This window comes from Lysinibacillus sp. OF-1 (genome assembly GCF_028356935.1).
GTDB classification, from domain to species: Bacteria; Bacillota; Bacilli; order Bacillales_A; family Planococcaceae; genus Lysinibacillus; species Lysinibacillus fusiformis_D.
On the sequence record NZ_CP102798.1, the window covers coordinates 3,004,360 to 3,020,782 of the forward strand.

Here is a 16,423-nt window from a genome sequence, read left to right on the forward strand (position 1 = left end):
AGAAATTTGATGAATAAACGAATTCTAGTAGTAGAAGATGATGTGGCCATTGCCAATTTAATTAAAATGACATTATCTACCCAGCATTATGAATTCGACATTGCTCAAGATGGGAACAGTGCACTTCAAAAAGCTATTACCATGAAACCCGATGTTTATATTTTAGATTTAGGACTACCGGACATGGATGGTGTAGAGCTTATTACAAAAATTAGAAGTTGGACTCAAACGCCCATTATTGTCGTCAGTGCGCGTGGGGAAGAATATGATAAAATTAACGCTTTGGATGCAGGTGCAGATGATTATGTCACGAAGCCCTTCAGTGTGGAAGAATTATTAGCAAGAATTCGTGTAGCATTGCGCAGAGCAGCCTATGAACATCCACCTGAACAGGAAAGTTCAACATTTACCAATGGTTATCTTCAAATCAATTATGTCAATCAAACAGTATTAGTGAATGGAAAAGAAATACATGTCACACCTATTGAATATAAACTTTTAGTTGTTTTATCCAAGCATGTTGGAAAGGTTCTAACCCATAATTTTATTTTAAAAGAAATCTGGCATAATGCCCTCCAATCAGATATTCCAAGTTTACGAGTTTTTATGGCAACACTTCGAAAAAAAATAGAAGCCGACCCAGCACAGCCTAAACTTATACAAACACATGTGCGAGTCGGCTATCGAATGCTTCGCTATCATGAAGATGAATAAAATAAGAAGATCGAAGCAGAAGGTTTATCTGCACTTCTGCTCTTTCATTGATGAATTCACCTTATAAATTATCGCACCCTACCATTAGCCTTTGCATATCATAGCTATAGTCAGGTATGTCATCAATGAAAAACAAGTAGAAAGGAGATCATTATGGTATTTCGACAACCTTATCCATACCCTATGTATCCGGGTGGCATGAGAATGCCCATGCCCATGCCAACACCTTCACAGATGTCGCCACAGTCCTTTTTCCCGCCTGGAGGCTTTCCTGTTCCACCACGAATTCCAGGCGGCTTTCCAATGGCTAATGGAATAGGTTCCTTTGGAGGGCAAATGCCGATGCCACCTGTGCAAGAAGCTTCGAAAGTCGGTTCGTTTTTACAGCAAGCCAACAGTTTATTCAATACGGCTAAAACCTATACCCCTTATATCCAACAAGCCATGCCGATGGTGAAAAATATTCCATCTCTTTTAAAATTGTACAAAGGATTCCAAGGACTTCCTTCCGCTGGAGCTGGCGCTGAAGCAGCAGGTAGTGATAGTAAGGCCGCTACTGGAAGTAGACGATCATCTAGGCAAAGTGCATCATTTACGCCAGCTGAACCACTTCCATCCAAACCACGTATTTTCCAACCACCTATGTAAATGAACGTTTCTTTGTATTCACCGTCCCTGTCCGTTATAATGTAGATAGGTAAGCTTGAAAGGAGTCACAACCATGCAAGTATTGAAAATTAATCCACGTGGCTATTGCTACGGTGTTGTCGATGCGATGGTGATCGCACGTAATGCCGCACTTGATAAAACATTACCAAGACCTATCTACATCTTAGGGATGATTGTGCATAATAAACATGTCACAGACGCGTTTGAAGAGGATGGTATCATCACGTTAGATGGTGAAAACCGCCAAGAAATTATTGAGCAAGTTGAAACAGGTACGGTCATTTTCACAGCACACGGTGTTTCACCAGAAATTCGTGAAATTGCGAAGCGAAAAGGCTTAGTGTCCATTGATGCTACATGTCCTGATGTAACAGTTACTCACGATTTAATTCGCGAAAAATCTGCAGAAGGCTATGATATTATTTACATTGGTAAAAAAGGACATCCCGAGCCAGAGGGTGCCATTGGCGTTGCTCCGGATCATGTCCACTTAGTGCAGTCCTCTATTGATATTGATGCGTTACAATTAACGAACGATAAATTACTTGTCACAAATCAAACGACAATGAGTCAATGGGATGTCGCCCATTTAATGGATAGTTTAAAAGAAAAGTTCCCACATATAGAGGTACACAAAGAGATTTGTTTAGCTACACAGGTTCGTCAAGAAGCTGTTGCTCAGCAAGCAGGAGAAGCGGATTTACTAATTGTTGTAGGTGATCCTAAATCAAATAACTCCAACCGTTTAACACAAGTCTCTGTAGAAATTGCAGGAACACCATCCTATCGAATTGCTGACGTTTCAGAGCTAAAAGTAGAATGGTTAAAAGGCATTAACATTGTAGCTGTCACAGCAGGTGCTTCTACGCCAACACCGATTGTAAAAGAGGTTATTTCCTTCCTTGATCAATTTGATGAAAATGACCCTTCTACACACGAGATTAAGCGTACGGTAACATTAAATAAAATCCTGCCGAAAATTAAAACGCCAACACCTGTTGATAAAATATTGCCTTATTAATTAATAGCTAAAAAATCCTGGTTGCCATGATGACAATCAGGATTTTCTCTATTTACTAAAATAATAGTTGATAGGGCGACCAATGCCTCCATAATGGACATCCATTGTAATTTCCTCTTGCTTCTCTAAATAATCCAAATATCTTCTGGCCGTTACACGGGCAATTCCTATTCCACTTGCTACCTCTTCAGCCGATGCACCATCTACCGATTGTAAAAAGTGCACCACCTTTTCGAGTGTTGTACGATTAAAACCTTTTGGAAGATTTTTCTCTGATTGTAGTGTATGTGATAGCTCTATGTTATTTTTTTCATCACGATAATGAAATAACTGATCCAATTCTCCCTGTGTAAGCTCTCGTTCTATTTGTGTTTGCTTCTTAAAGCGTAAATAATTGTCAAGTGTCCCTTTGACTCGTTCAAATGAAAATGGCTTCATAATATAATCAAAGACACCTAGATGCAGTACCTGTTTCACCGTCTCCATATCATTCGCAGCCGTTACAGTGATGACATCCACTGGTAAATCCAGCTCGCGTATTTTGCGTAAACTCGTAATACCATCTTGCTCGGGCATAAAAATATCCATAAAGACTAAATCAGGCTGATGATGACGAATTTGTGTAATGCCCTCTAAGCCATTAGATGCCTGTCCAATCACTTGAAAATGTTCTACCTTTTCAATAAATTGACGATTTACCTCTCGCACCATTGGATCATCCTCAATTAATAATACTTTGATTTGTGCCACTGTCTGCCCTCCATCCAATTATGAATAATAAAAGGTGATTAAAAAACTTGTCCCTTTGTTGGGTTCACTGATGACTTCAATATCACCCTGTCCTTTTTCAACGATTTCTTTTATTAGGAACAACCCTATTCCACGGTAGTTTTTCTCTTTTGTAGAATAACCATTGTCAAATATGTGCTGTTTGACCTCTTCCGTCATGCCAACACCGTTATCCGTTACTAAAATCGCAAGGACATCCTCATCTTCATCTACTGAAACATGAATCACTTTCTCCTCAACCTGTACATCTTTTAATGCATCAAATGCATTCTCGATTAAATTACCAAATAGAATAACGAAATCATGATGATCCAAATTAGGTGGGAAGGATGTTAATCGACTTTCACGATCAATCTCTAGTCGAATTCCTTGTTCTTTAGCATAAGAAATTTTACTAAGCAATAGCCCAGAAATATTTTCATTTTTTATACGTTCATTTAAAAAATTCGTGATTTCATCATGTTCTTCCTTCACTTGCGTTATATAAGTGAGTGCCTGTTCATGATGACCGAGCTGTAAAAGACCTGCTATCGTATGCAGTTTATTTTTATGCTCATGCGTTTGTACGCGCAGAGCTTGGACAAAAGCTCGAACGCCCGTTAGTTCTTCTGCAAGCTTTTTCACTTCCGTACGGTCTTTAAACATGGCTACTGCCCCGACGGTTTCCCCATTAACCTGTATCGGAATTCGGTTACTCATAATACTGTGATTATTAATATATAGCTCACGATTAAATAATGGCTGATCTAGCTCTAAAATTTCTGGAAGTCGTGTATCAGGCAGGACATGAAAGATTTTCTGACCAATTAGTACAGAGGGTTTTTCATGAACACCTAATATATCACAAGCTTTTTCATTAAAAATTGTGATGGTCAAATCATTGTCGATGGCAATGATGCCTTCATGCATGGCATTAAATGTTTCTGTACGCTCCACATACATTTTGGCAATTTCATGAGGCTCTAATCCAAACATTTGCTTCTTCATATGAAGCCCTAAAGTTCGTGCACCCCATACACTAAAGATTAAAGATAATAGAACAGTAATCATCAGCTCTGTTTCCATTGATTGTAGTAATTCCACTACTGTAAGTACACTGAACCCCACTACCGTAACACCGATTTGTTGACCTTCTTGATTCATAATCGGTACAAATGCACGCACCATATCACCATGCTCTCCACGAGCGATCGACGTATAATAATGCTCAGAAAACGCAGCGTTTAAATCACCCGATTGCGATATTCGACCAAGTTCCTGGCTATTGGGGTGAGAATATTTTCGACGTTCCATATCAAGAACAACAATATACTTTGCTCCATTGATATCACGGATTTCTTCTACTACAGGGTTAATATGTTGAATGGCCTCGAGGTGATTTTCGCTAGCAATATACGTTTTTATTTCAGGAAGCTGTGAGACGGTTTTGGCCACTAGTAGTGCTTGATCACTTAGTTTTGTTTTCTGTTCATTCATCACAAACCCTAATAAGAAAGTACCACCAATACTAAAGGAAAGCATCAGAATAAAAAACGTCAGTGACATGATTTTTCTCTGCATCGATAACTTTTGAAATTTCAAGATGACCGCCTCCCTCCTACTATATTTTAGCGTACTCCATATGTTAGAATAACAAAAACATCAGAAAATACGAATAAATTGGGTGTATTCAATGAAAAAATTTATTATAGGAACGATGATTACTGTCTTTGCTTTAATCGTTACCATTAGTATTCAGCAAGGATTACTCTTTGCCAAGCCACTTCCCTATGATGATGAGCAAAATGGGTTAGACACACAAATAACGATTCATTTGAGTCATGTAGTTGCTGAGAATACGCCTAAAGGACAAGCGGCCAATAAATTTGCTGAGCTAGTAGAAGAAAAAACAAATGGGAAAGTTAAAGTACATGTCTACTCAAATTCTTCTTTATTCAATGATGAAAATGAGTTCCAGGCTTTACAAAAGGGAGACGTAGAAATGATTATTCCTACTTTTTCGAAGATGACCGCTTATGTTCCTAATTGGCAGGTATTGGATTTACCTTATTTATTTAAGACAGATGATGAAGTCAAGGAGGTTCTGACGGGTTCTATAGGTGAACAATTAGTCAACGAACTAGAGCCGTTTCATATTAAGGGACTTGGCTTTTGGTACAATGGCTTTAAGCATTTAACCTCTTCTGATCATCCTATCCATACATTTAAGGATTTACAGGGCTTACGTGTGCGAACGATGCCTAGTAAAACATTGGAAAAGCAATTTGAAGTGGTCAAAGCAACGCCTATGCCCATTTCCTTTAGCGAGGTTTTTACAGATTTAGAGAAGCATGCGATTGACGCGCAGGAAAATACAGCATCGAATATTTACTCAAAAGGTTTTTACAAAGTACAGAAACATATGACCATCACCCAGCATGGTATTTTGGGCTATGCTGTGTTAATGAACGAAACCTTTTGGAATTCCTTGCCTGTAAAAATTCAACACCAATTGTTGGATGCCATGAAAGAAACAACAGATTGGCAATTTGAACAGGCTGCACTGATGAATGAAAAAGATATGCAGAAGCTTAAACAGCAAGATGACTTTGATGTTTATACAATGAGTCCACTAGAAAGACAGCGCTTTAAAGAGCAGCTTGCGCCTGTCTACGATTTTTATAAAGCCCATATTCAAAATGATCGCATCTTAACAGAGATTGAAAAAATCGTTGCGCCTTAATACTTTTGTTCATTAATGAAAGATCCTTACTAACCGTAAGGATTTTTTCTTTTGTATTATAATAGATTAGATAATCTCAAATCTACTATAAAACAGCCTGAAACCCCTGTTATTACTAGCTTTATCTCTCCCCTCCCTAAAAAATGAACAAAATGAACAATACAAACATTACGGTCATAAACACTATTGTCGGAAAATTTCAGCTATGATAACCACATGAAAGCGTTCACACAATATTCATAGATGTTGTAGGGGGAGAACTATTATGCGGATAAATTTTAAAAACTTAACAGTACAAGTGTTGATTGCCATTGTACTAGGGATCATTGTCGGGGCAACATTCCCTGAGTTCGGGGCAAAGCTAAAAATATTAGCGGACATCTTTATTAAACTAATTAAAATGTTAATAGCACCGATTATTTTCTTAACAGTCGTCATCGGTATTGGTAGTATGGGGGATGTCAAAAAGGTTGGGAAAATTGGTGGGAAGGCTTTAATTTATTTTGAAATTGTCTCAACATTTGCACTTGCGATTGGCTTAATTGTTGTCAATATTGTTCAACCAGGAAAAGGCTTTAATACAGATGCTGCCAGCGGTGCTGATGTTTCACAATATACAGATGCGGCGGCTGCAGAACATGGCTTAGGTGCTTTTATCATGCAAATTATCCCTGAAAATGTGGTAGGTGCATTAGCGAATGGTGAATTATTACCTGTCTTATTCTCAGCTGTTTTATTTGGACTAGCTGCAGCAGCGATTGGAGAACCAGCAAAACCTGTTATTAAATTTTTTGAACAAGTAGCAGATATTTTCTTTAAAATTGTTAACATGGTAATGAAAATTTCTCCTATTGGTGCGTTCGGTGCCATGAGTTATACAATCGGAAACTTCGGACTTAAATCACTTGGAAATTTAGGATTTTTAATGTTATCCGTCTATACTACAATGTTTATTTTTATTGTTGTGATTATCGGATTAATTACACGCTACTTCGGCTTTAGTATTTTTAAATTTATTAAATACATTAAAGATGAAATTTTTATCGTTATTGGGACATCTTCATCTGAATCTGCACTACCTTCCATGATGCGTAAACTTGAAAACTATGGTTGTTCTAAGCAAGTAGTAGGGCTCGTTATCCCAACTGGTTACTCGTTTAATTTAGATGGCACTTCCATTTATTTATCAATGGCTGCTATCTTTATTGCACAGGCATATGGGGTGGATTTAGATGTTTGGCATCAAATTACGTTACTAGCCATCTTAATGCTTACCTCTAAAGGAGCAGCTGGTGTAACAGGCTCTGGCTTTATTACACTTGCCGCAACATTGGCAGCCTTTCCTATGATTCCAGTAGAAGGAATTGCCCTATTAATTGGCGTAGATCGCTTTATGTCAGAGGCACGTGCAGTGACAAATCTAATTGGAAACGGCGTGGCAACAGTGGTCGTGTCAAAAATGGAAAAAGAATTTGATACGGAGCAAGAAAAACGTGCTCTTGCAGGACATACTTCAATGCCATAACAACAAAAAGGCTACTGAAAGCGAAATATTCGCCATTTCAGCAGCCTCTTTGTTTGGAAATAAAGTGATTATGTTACATTGCTCGGCTTGTTCTTTAGTAAGTAAATTTTCTTGAAACCTCCTCGACTGCTTACTCGTATAGATAATGACTGGAGGTTTCTTTATGGCAACATTTACACTTACCTATCCAAAAGCTTTTAAAAGCTTTACGGATATCCCAATCGTGAATGAACACAACGAAACAATATGTATGCTTCAAAAAGTAGATCGTTCCTCTACTGGTAAAATACTGAATGCCGTCCTGCTAGTAGCGGCTCAGCAAACATTACCGTATCGTTATGAAACGCGAACTACGTCAGGGGCACCACTTTTTCAAGTACAATCTACCCTATTAGCAAAAGGGGTCAGCCATCAAATTAGGATGCCTGATGGTAGCTCGATACCGATTCAGCGAAAAACAGTCCAATTATTAGAATCCTCTTATGCATTCAAAATGGACGATTTACATTTTCGATTTGAAAAGGATTTTACCTCTACAGCTTATTTATATTGCAATGATGAAAAGATTGCCAGTGCAAATCCTATTGAAAACGAACTAGTACGAACAGGCATACTATTTAAGCTTTTCCAAACAGACGATATGCACTTCGTTGCACTCCTAGCAACCCTTTATCAAGCACTCTTTGCATTCACTACATAGCCATGACAAAGGCATCGAGCGTTATTTCTCGATGCCTTTGTCATGACTTAAGATAGCTAATTTAGTTTTTCCCGCTGTGTATTTAATATGTTAATGACATAGGACTGATTTGGTGATGCATTTGTTTGTAAAATCTTCTTAATGGCTTGTTCCATCCTCATAGCTAACTGTAAATCTTCATGAGTGGCACTCTTTATCGTTGTTTGAATCGTAATGGTTGTTCGATTTTCAATGACTAAATATTCGTATACATCAAAAGTCTCTAAGCCTTTGATTAAATCTTCCATCAACAGGTTAATATCAGCCCCCAGCATTTTGTTGTCATCAAGCAATGAAGTGAACTCCCATCTTTCAAAAACAATCGGATAGTCCTTTAATGCGGAGGTTTTAATCACATTTTTTGCAATGGATTCCATATCTTTTTTGACGGACTGGAAATAGTCTTCTTCGCCTACAACCTGGATCACCAATTCCTTTTCTGCAGTCGTTTTGACATCAATGCCAACATACTTTTCAAGAAGCTTATCCTTCAATCTAGATAGGCTCAACTCTTCATTCGTAATAAGCGGTTGTCCCTCTTTTGTTGTTTCTGATTTATTATCTATTTTTATTTTATCAAACAGGATCAATAGAGATATGATGACGACTAACAATCCTATAACAAGCCCAAACCGTTTGACCATTGAATCCCTCCTGTTACGAAGGTATGACCCCATTCAAAACAATATTCACTGTTTTCATGGTCCTGTTCTATCAAATTTATCTCATCGAATAGCTTGTCATTGGATTGCTTATTTTTACCCACATATTCCGGGACACGAAATAAATTTGCTTGTTTTTGTCCATTCTGTGTTACGCTTTTCAAAAAGGAGTACACTAAAGGGGTAGTAATTCTATCATTTTGGAGGGTTTTATATGGGGACAAAAGCAGCGGAAATTAAAAATATGCTAACATTGAATCTACTTATACAAATTTTAGAGGAACGTGGCATTATGACTGATAAAGAATTAAAGGAACGCCTCACAAATACAGTAAAACTATCTTCTATGGAGAATGATTTAAAAGAAAAAGTCATTGAAGAAATCAAACATTAATGGTAGCTGTCTCAACCAAAGGGCCACTTTCATGTTGATCGTATTACTGAAAGTGGCCGTTCTATTAATTTGAAACTCATAGAAAAAATCTCTACTCCTGTTACGATTTCCATTGTAAAGTTGCATTTTATTTTAATATGGAACTACCTTCAAAAATGATCCTCCAGTATCCTTTGATTAATCCCTAATCCGATAGATTATTTCCTGTAAATTGATCAGGGGCCACTTGTTTCTTTACTTTCATTGCGATTAAATAAACAACGATCGAAACAAATAAAGATAGTACTGCAGGTAAACCCATTGGATTTACATATTGGAAATAGTACCCAATCATAACAGCTGCAACGACAGCAATGGTAGCCATCCAATTCCATCCTTTTATTTCAACCCATTGTCTTTTACGGATTAAAAAGAAGTCAGCAAACATAACACCTGCTATTGCTGGATAAAGCAAAGCTGTTAAATACAGAAAGTCTGTGAAGTAATCTAGAATGCCCATTAACGCAATGATTATGGCAATTATGGTACCAATAAATGTGAGTAACGCACGCCCCTTACCTGATGTCACATTTAAAACATTAGCTAACGCTAATCCCATACTGTAATTGTTAACCAATTGAGATGTCCAAGTAGCTAACCATAAGATGAGAAAGCCCCAAACTGGAAAACCTAAATTCATCATAACATTCACGATATCAGGATCTCCCACACCCACAGACATGATGGCTCCTACAATAAATAGAGGGAATCCAATTAAAACTATCCCACTTGGAATAATAAAATTGTCTTTCCAAGTCGGCTTTGCGTAACGAGTGTAGTCAGAAGCAATTACCCATTGTGACACATTGACACCAATTACAAGGCTAATAGCTGCCATTATGGTCATCGATGGTTCAGGACTCCAAGATGCAATTGTCTGCCAGCCCGTATTTTTTAATGCTAAATAAATACCACCAACAATTAACAATAAACCCGATGGGACAGCTAAATAATCTGTCCACTTCATTGAACCATAGCCAATAATTGAAGGTGCAGCAAAAAGAAGACCTGCCACTGTCGTGACTATTGCCCAAGCTAACCAGTCATGTTTATAGTCGATCCCAAACATAGCAGCAATGGCATTTCCAGCAACAGCCGTTTGTAATGCCCACCAGCCAAGTGAAACAATAAATATTGTCAATCCAACTATTAACTTAGCTTGAACCGTTCCAAAGCTTGTTTTGGCAATAACTGAAGAAGGTAGCCCTGTTTTTGCACCGATATATCCTTGTAATGCATTACCAAGCCATTGAAAAACAAATAAAGCAATGATCAATATTAAAAAAATCTTACCTAATCCGAAACTAGCCGATAAACTTGCTCCTACCATTAAAACGGGAATGGTAAATTCAAGCCCACCAAATATCATTGTTGGTGTCATCCAATGTTGACGATCATTCTCTGGTATTGGCGTTAATGCAGGATCTTTCCCAAGCATAGATGTTTTTTCTGTGTTGACTTCATTTTTCATTTTACTTAACCCCCTTACTGTTTGTGTTTATTCGTAGCTTGTTTTCTATTATTTCTCTTTATCTTATATCCAATAACGCATAGACAAGTTCAACCACTTCATCACTATCATTTTTACACCAATGAGGTTCTCCAGCAGGAATATAGGAAGCTTCTCCTTGTGAAATTCGGTAATTTTCTCCACCGGATTCTCCAGTTAAAGTACCTTTTACAATAAAGGAGTACTCATTTTCTAAATGAGAAGTTGTCCCTTCTAATGGTAACCGCTCCCCTGGTTTTATTTGGACAAAGCCAAACTTTATTTGGCTATCGTTGTATTTGTCTTGAAATAGGTTCTGTTGAACAATATCTTTCTGTGATACTTCTTTAATAATCATAGTTATTCTCCCTTTACTACTCGATTTCTTTCTGGCATTTCTTTAAAGCTGTAGTCTGACTCATCTACAAGAACATGAAAAATAGCTTCTGCTTCTTTTCTTGAAAAATAGCCATTTTTCACATCATGTGCTACCTGTTCCGCTGGACGTTTAAGTGGATTGCCATAGCCTCCACCCGTGCCAGTCATTAATTGAACCACATCATTTTTATCTAGTTTATATCTTGGATAGACCCCGAATGGTCCATCTACCTGGCCATTCGCTTTTTTTACATAAAATTCATTCGGCGAACCTTCATGTCCATTGTCAATCCCCCATGGTAAAAACTTATTCCTACCAAAGGTCACTGTTACTGCTTGATTGTCCGTCATGGCTCTATAGGATCTGATTACTCCTTTGCCACCAATGTATTCTCCAGCCCCTGCTCCATTTCTATCTTCTCTTAAACAATATTCATCAATTAACACACCATAGCGAGTTTCCGCTACCTCAATTGGCACATTATACGTCTCACCATCCGAAAAACAGAATTGACCAGAGGCTCCATCAGCATCGTTTCCACCACCCCATCCACCTACTGATGGCTCAACAATTAAAAATGGCTCTCCTGTATCATGATGTGTACCACTTAACGTTACAGCACAAACGGATAAAAACTGACCAGCAGTTAATCGACTCGGTATATGTGGTGCCAAGGCTTTCCATACTAAATCTAAGCTGCCAAGCAAGGTTTCAAAATAATTGGACACAGGTACTGGTCTTTCCGCAGACATAATTGATTGAGGATCAACAATTATTTTTAGTGGTCTAAACACACCATCATTTACATCCTGCGCTGGATTTGTAATAGCTAAGAAGATTGCACGTACAGCTGATGCTAAACCTGTATAGGAACAATTCATTGGTCCAGGTACTTGAGGAGAACTTCCCCTAAAATCACAAATAAATTCATCATCTGATATTGTCACTTTCACTTTTATTGGAAATGGTCCGTTACCAATCCCATCTGTATCAATAAAATCTTCTGCGTAAAATTCTCCTTTAGGTAATCTAGCAAGCTCCTGCTTGGCCATCGCTTCGCCATGATCTAAATGATATTCAATTGCTGCCAATATGGTAGCTAATGTGTATTTATCACACAATTCCCTTACTCGTTTTTCTCCTGTTCGAAGAGCTGCAACTTGTGCAAACATATCTCCTAAAGATAGATCTGGGAACCGCACATTTGAACGTATTATTTCAACAAGTGCTTCATTCAATTTACCTTCGTCATAAAGTTTGATACATGAAAACTGTAGTCCCTCTTGAAATATGTCAACAGAATCGTTAGTAAATGAACCCGGATCCTTCCCTCCAACTTCAGTCCAATGAGCTTTATTAGCTGAAAAGGCAATTAATTGACCTTTATAAAAAATTGGCATTACGAGTCCAACATCTGAAAGGTGTGAACCGCCGCCTTGATAAGGATCATTAATTATAATGATATCTCCTTCTTTTAATTTATCTCCTGGATATTTTTTTAACGTTTCTTTTACCATAAAAGTGAGCATGCCGATAAAACCTGTCACACCATTACCCTGAGTTAATAAATTACCTTCTGAATCTGTTAAGCCACTCGCATAATCTAATACTTCATAAATAATGGGACTCATTGAAGTTCGTGCTAAAGCTACAAACATTTCATCTCCAGCAGATAGCAGTGCATCCTTCACAATTTCTAAAGTAAATGGATCAATTTGCGGATTGATTGCAGTCATTACGCTTCCTCCTTTTCAATAACAATATTTCCATAAGCATCTATATAGAGTGATTGCTTATGATAGATTACGGTAGCTGCAGCTCTTTCTTCCACAATAGCAGGACCACTTATCTTCATTTCAATAGGTAATAGCTCACGATCATATATATTTGTTCTCACCCAGCCATCATTTTCAAAATAAACATTGCGTTGTTCTATTAATGCGTCTTGTAAGCTAGTATGGCGCTCAATCGTTTTTAATTTAGGTTTACCAACCTTCCCAAAGGCCGTCACATGAATATTAACGATTTCTGTCTCTGCTTCTGGTAGTTTAAATGTAAAATTCTTTTCATGTAATAAATTAAAATCTGCAATCGCTTTATCTAACACTCGTTGATTCCATTCACCGCCCTCTACAGGTACCTTCACAGTATGCTCCTGGCCTAGATAACGCATATCTGCATAGCGTTGGAAAAATACATTATCTTTGTCCATACCTTCTTCTTGGAAATGTTGGAATGCCTGACGCTCAATATTTGCCCATATTGAGTTCATTTTTGTTAAATCAAGATTATTCATTCGTTTAATGTATGTTTGAATATAATCATGACGTAAATCTGTCATGAGCATCCCCCATGCGGAAAACACCGGTGATGCGATTGGAATAATAACCTTTTTAACACCTAATTCCAATGCTAACGCAGGTGCATGCATCGAACCTCCCCCACCAAATGCAATCAAGGTAAAGTCTTGAGGGTTATGACCTTTACGAATAGAAATCAACTTTAGAGCATTTAACATATTGGAATTGGCGATACGAATAATTCCAAGTGCCGCTTCTTCAGCAGACATATGAAAATGTTTCCCAATTTTTTCTTCAATTGCATTTTTCACATTGTTCAAATTCACCTCGTAATCAAAGTTCTTCGGTGATAATCTACCAGTTAATAAATTTGCATCCGTTGTGGTCGGCTCTGTTCCACCTTGACCATACGCAACTGGGCCTGGTCGAGCACCCGCTGACTGCGGCCCTACTTTTAATGAACCTGCACCATCAATCCATGCAATGGAACCACCACCGTTACCAATCTCAACAATATCAACAACTGGTGTTTTAATTGGATAACCTGCGCGTCGAGTATCTTTTTCGATATAGTAATCTGTAGAAACTTTTACTTCGCCATTTTCAATCAATGAACATTTTGCTGTTGTTCCACCAATGTCGAAAGCAATAATATTTTTTTCTCCTAGTAATTCACCGAGTACCGCTGCACCTAAAATACCAGCAACTGGGCCTGATTCTACCATATTAATTGGTAAACGCTTCGCATTATCAAATTTAGTGGTACCACCATTTGACTGCATAATATAACTTTGCTCTATATCAATAGTATCTTGTAATTTTTGCTCAAGTCGATCAATATAAGTTGTTGCAGTTGGTTGTACATAAGCATTTAAAACCGCTGTATTAGTGCGTTCATATTCACGCCACTCTTGTGTAATTTCACTGGAAGCGGTTACCTGAACTTCTGGCCACAATTCCTTTATTTTTTCTACAGCTGCTTTTTCATGCTCGTTATTAACATAGGAGTGTAAAAAAGAGATTGCAATGGCCTCAACCTGTTCCTTCTTGAAATATTCAACTATTTCTTCTAGTTCATTCATTTCCAGAGCTGCTAATACTTGTCCCTTATAATTAAGTCTTTCAGTTACTTCTCTGCGTAAATATCGTTCTACAAATGGCTGTGGTTTTTGATACTTAACATTAAATAAATCAGGTCGATTTCCACGAGCAATTTCCAACACATCCCTAAACCCCTTAGTTGTAATTAGACCCGTCTTTGCTCCTTTACGCTCAGTTAAAGCATTGATAATAACCGTTGTGCCATGGATAAACATTTCTAAATGCTGTTGATCCACTCCACTTTTCTTAATAACATCAATGACTCCTTGTTCAAAATTTGGAGGAGTTGTATTACTTTTTTCATAGCCGAAGTTTCCATGTTCATCAACATACACTAAATCTGTAAATGTACCCCCAATATCTGTTGCGACTCTCATTCCATCCACCCAACCTTCCTTTTTTTAGAAAATCACTGGCGTTAACACACTTAAAACAATACTTTCTTCATTCAAAGGATTTTCCCATGAATGTGGAACTTCAGAAGGATAATGAATTGTTTCACCTTCTCTAAGAAAATATTCTTGCCCATCAACCTTAAATAGGACAGCACCCTTTAATACGTAATAAAACTCTTCCCCTGGATGACTCGATTCTTGATTTTTGTCCATTTGACCCGGGGCCAGCTTCACAAGCAATGGTTCAAGATTTCTTCCACTAAAATGTCCATTAAGTCGCGTATATTCTATCGAAGATGCTTCTAATTTAAATGGTTTGCGATCAGTTTCTTTTACGACATACGTATTATTTGAATCGGACTCAAAAAAGTAGGTGATCGGAACTCCAAATGCATCAGCTATTTTTTTTAGAGATGTAATAGCCAGTGAAGATGACCCCCTTTCTATTTGTGAAAGAAAACTAATCGATAAGTTTGTTTTTTCACTTAAATTCTTTAATGTCATGCCTTGATCAATCCTTGTTTTTTTTATGGTTTGATGAATATCTTCCAAATTGCCACCTCTTTTTTTGATTACACTGTATTTTTTGAAGTATAACTATAATTTTTTTAATAGTATCATATTATTTTCAGAATTGAAAGAATATTTTTAATTTTAGTATTTTCACAAAAATAAAAAACTCCATTCACCGTACTAGTGAATGGAGAAGAGTTATTTTATTAACACATTTAAGCAAAAAAACAATATGCACATAGAACGTGCATATTGCCATGAAATTATGATCGAATTGTTTTTAAAGCGGTTGCCCACGGTACGAGCTGATCTAACATTTGATGAACAGAATCTGCTTGCACCTCTTTTGGTTTAAAGACAGAGCCATTTTCAAAATCAGTAAATAAAGATAGTGCTGGATGCACACGGACATCGGCAACTAGTAATTCTCCAAGAATACCTCGTAAATGCTCAGCTGCACGAGCACCTCCAACAGAACCATAAGAAACGATTCCAGCAGCTTTATTATTCCATTCCACTCGTAAATAATCTAATGCATTTTTTAATGCACCTGTAATGGAGTGATTGTACTCAGCAACAATAAAGACAAAGCCGTCGCATGCTCCGACTTTTTCTGACCAGGCCGCTACTCCTGAAGCATCTCCGCCCGGCTCCCCTAAAAGCGGTAATTTAAAATCAGCGATATCAATTATTTCATATTCCGCATCACGACGTTTTTCTGCCACTTCCTTTACCCATGTGCCAACCTGTGGGCTTACACGACCCTCTCGCGTACTTCCTAAAATAATGCCGATTTTTAACATATGACGCCTCCTCTTTTTCATCCGTTCTTGTGACTCCATCATCGTTCATTGTACGCGATCGCCACTCGTAACCATTTTGGTCAGGAACATACCCCTTTATTCATCACTAATTTGTCAGCCTAGAATAATCAGAATTAAATTAACATAATTTTTTATTTTCTGTCAATTA

16 protein-coding genes are annotated in these 16,423 nt (G+C 37.6%); 7 read left to right on the forward strand and 9 right to left on the reverse strand.

Annotated elements, in window-relative coordinates:
* The first annotated feature begins 9 nt into the window (after positions 1 to 9).
* The 3 genes from NV349_RS14585 to NV349_RS14595 all read left to right on the forward strand — a co-directional run bounded on the left by NV349_RS14585 (position 10) and on the right by NV349_RS14595 (position 2,404).
* Entirely contained in the window at positions 10 to 714 is a 705-nt protein-coding gene (locus NV349_RS14585; protein WP_036120442.1) for a response regulator, read from the forward strand.
* Between the two features lie 153 nt (positions 715 to 867).
* Complete coding sequence (vrrA, locus tag NV349_RS14590; protein ID WP_036120445.1) at positions 868 to 1,362, forward strand: VrrA/YqfQ family protein; 495 nt, start codon at positions 868 to 870, stop codon at positions 1,360 to 1,362.
* A gap of 73 nt (positions 1,363 to 1,435) precedes the next feature.
* Positions 1,436 to 2,404: a 4-hydroxy-3-methylbut-2-enyl diphosphate reductase gene (locus tag NV349_RS14595; RefSeq protein ID WP_036120448.1), complete on the forward strand. Its 969-nt coding sequence runs from the start codon at positions 1,436 to 1,438 to the stop codon at positions 2,402 to 2,404.
* Positions 2,405 to 2,452: 48 nt separating this feature from the next.
* On the opposite strand, the gene NV349_RS14600 is transcribed toward NV349_RS14595, so the two are convergent.
* Both NV349_RS14600 and NV349_RS14605 read right to left on the reverse strand, forming a co-directional pair.
* Positions 2,453 to 3,154, reverse strand: coding sequence for a response regulator (locus NV349_RS14600; RefSeq protein ID WP_036120451.1), 702 nt, complete (start codon positions 3,152 to 3,154; stop codon positions 2,453 to 2,455).
* A gap of 18 nt (positions 3,155 to 3,172) precedes the next feature.
* Positions 3,173 to 4,753, reverse strand: coding sequence for an ATP-binding protein (locus tag NV349_RS14605; RefSeq protein ID WP_036120476.1), 1,581 nt, complete (start codon positions 4,751 to 4,753; stop codon positions 3,173 to 3,175).
* A gap of 112 nt (positions 4,754 to 4,865) precedes the next feature.
* On the opposite strand from NV349_RS14605, the gene NV349_RS14610 reads away from it, so the two are divergent.
* The 3 genes from NV349_RS14610 (at position 4,866) to NV349_RS14620 (ending at position 8,140) form a co-directional block, all read left to right on the forward strand.
* The gene (locus tag NV349_RS14610) at positions 4,866 to 5,915 is read left to right on the forward strand and encodes a TRAP transporter substrate-binding protein (protein ID WP_036120455.1); all 1,050 of its coding nucleotides are present in this window, start codon (positions 4,866 to 4,868) and stop codon (positions 5,913 to 5,915) included.
* Between the two features lie 265 nt (positions 5,916 to 6,180).
* On the forward strand, positions 6,181 to 7,440 hold the full coding sequence (locus tag NV349_RS14615; protein ID WP_036120458.1) for a dicarboxylate/amino acid:cation symporter: 1,260 nt from the start codon (positions 6,181 to 6,183) through the stop codon (positions 7,438 to 7,440).
* Between the two features lie 163 nt (positions 7,441 to 7,603).
* Positions 7,604 to 8,140 (forward strand): tubby C-terminal domain-like protein, encoded by a 537-nt coding sequence (locus tag NV349_RS14620; RefSeq protein WP_036120461.1) that lies wholly within the window; start codon positions 7,604 to 7,606, stop codon positions 8,138 to 8,140.
* A gap of 56 nt (positions 8,141 to 8,196) precedes the next feature.
* Here the strand turns inward: NV349_RS14620 and NV349_RS14625 are convergent, their stop codons facing one another.
* The gene (locus NV349_RS14625; protein ID WP_271910342.1) at positions 8,197 to 8,823 is read right to left on the reverse strand and encodes a hypothetical protein; all 627 of its coding nucleotides are present in this window, start codon (positions 8,821 to 8,823) and stop codon (positions 8,197 to 8,199) included.
* 232 nt (positions 8,824 to 9,055) lie between these two features.
* Between NV349_RS14625 and NV349_RS14630 the strand changes: the two genes are divergently transcribed.
* The gene (locus NV349_RS14630; RefSeq protein ID WP_036120467.1) at positions 9,056 to 9,235 is read left to right on the forward strand and encodes a hypothetical protein; all 180 of its coding nucleotides are present in this window, start codon (positions 9,056 to 9,058) and stop codon (positions 9,233 to 9,235) included.
* Positions 9,236 to 9,419: 184 nt separating this feature from the next.
* Here NV349_RS14630 and NV349_RS14635 read toward each other — a convergent pair whose 3' ends face one another.
* From NV349_RS14635 to NV349_RS14660, 6 genes are all read right to left on the reverse strand, one after another.
* Complete coding sequence (locus NV349_RS14635) at positions 9,420 to 10,745, reverse strand: purine-cytosine permease family protein (protein WP_271910343.1); 1,326 nt, start codon at positions 10,743 to 10,745, stop codon at positions 9,420 to 9,422.
* A 58-nt stretch (positions 10,746 to 10,803) separates the two neighbouring features.
* Positions 10,804 to 11,121: a cupin domain-containing protein gene (locus NV349_RS14640; RefSeq protein WP_036125397.1), complete on the reverse strand. Its 318-nt coding sequence runs from the start codon at positions 11,119 to 11,121 to the stop codon at positions 10,804 to 10,806.
* A gap of 2 nt (positions 11,122 to 11,123) precedes the next feature.
* Positions 11,124 to 12,878, reverse strand: a complete 1,755-nt coding sequence (locus NV349_RS14645) for a hydantoinase B/oxoprolinase family protein (RefSeq protein ID WP_036125401.1) — start codon at positions 12,876 to 12,878, stop codon at positions 11,124 to 11,126.
* Entirely contained in the window at positions 12,878 to 14,920 is a 2,043-nt protein-coding gene (locus NV349_RS14650) for a hydantoinase/oxoprolinase family protein (protein WP_036125405.1), read from the reverse strand. Before NV349_RS14650 ends, NV349_RS14645 begins: the two co-directional genes overlap by 1 nt.
* A gap of 24 nt (positions 14,921 to 14,944) precedes the next feature.
* Entirely contained in the window at positions 14,945 to 15,490 is a 546-nt protein-coding gene (locus NV349_RS14655; RefSeq protein WP_036125407.1) for a helix-turn-helix domain-containing protein, read from the reverse strand.
* A 224-nt stretch (positions 15,491 to 15,714) separates the two neighbouring features.
* Positions 15,715 to 16,254, reverse strand: coding sequence for an NADPH-dependent FMN reductase (locus tag NV349_RS14660; RefSeq protein WP_036125410.1), 540 nt, complete (start codon positions 16,252 to 16,254; stop codon positions 15,715 to 15,717).
* Positions 16,255 to 16,423 lie beyond the last annotated feature (169 nt).

Coding starts and splice junctions, on each gene's coding strand:
- NV349_RS14630 (WP_036120467.1), top strand. CDS start 9,056: ATGGGGACAAAAGCAGCGGAAATTAAAAATATGCTAACATTGAATCTA.
- NV349_RS14615 (WP_036120458.1), top strand. CDS start 6,181: ATGCGGATAAATTTTAAAAACTTAACAGTACAAGTGTTGATTGCCATT.
- NV349_RS14610 (WP_036120455.1), top strand. CDS start 4,866: ATGAAAAAATTTATTATAGGAACGATGATTACTGTCTTTGCTTTAATC.
- NV349_RS14595 (WP_036120448.1), top strand. CDS start 1,436: ATGCAAGTATTGAAAATTAATCCACGTGGCTATTGCTACGGTGTTGTC.
- NV349_RS14625 (WP_271910342.1), bottom strand. CDS start 8,823: ATGGTCAAACGGTTTGGGCTTGTTATAGGATTGTTAGTCGTCATCATA.
- NV349_RS14660 (WP_036125410.1), bottom strand. CDS start 16,254: ATGTTAAAAATCGGCATTATTTTAGGAAGTACGCGAGAGGGTCGTGTA.
- NV349_RS14605 (WP_036120476.1), bottom strand. CDS start 4,753: ATGCAGAGAAAAATCATGTCACTGACGTTTTTTATTCTGATGCTTTCC.
- NV349_RS14640 (WP_036125397.1), bottom strand. CDS start 11,121: ATGATTATTAAAGAAGTATCACAGAAAGATATTGTTCAACAGAACCTA.
- vrrA (WP_036120445.1), top strand. CDS start 868: ATGGTATTTCGACAACCTTATCCATACCCTATGTATCCGGGTGGCATG.
- NV349_RS14650 (WP_036125405.1), bottom strand. CDS start 14,920: ATGAGAGTCGCAACAGATATTGGGGGTACATTTACAGATTTAGTGTAT.
- NV349_RS14645 (WP_036125401.1), bottom strand. CDS start 12,878: ATGACTGCAATCAATCCGCAAATTGATCCATTTACTTTAGAAATTGTG.
- NV349_RS14635 (WP_271910343.1), bottom strand. CDS start 10,745: ATGAAAAATGAAGTCAACACAGAAAAAACATCTATGCTTGGGAAAGAT.
- NV349_RS14620 (WP_036120461.1), top strand. CDS start 7,604: ATGGCAACATTTACACTTACCTATCCAAAAGCTTTTAAAAGCTTTACG.
- NV349_RS14585 (WP_036120442.1), top strand. CDS start 10: ATGAATAAACGAATTCTAGTAGTAGAAGATGATGTGGCCATTGCCAAT.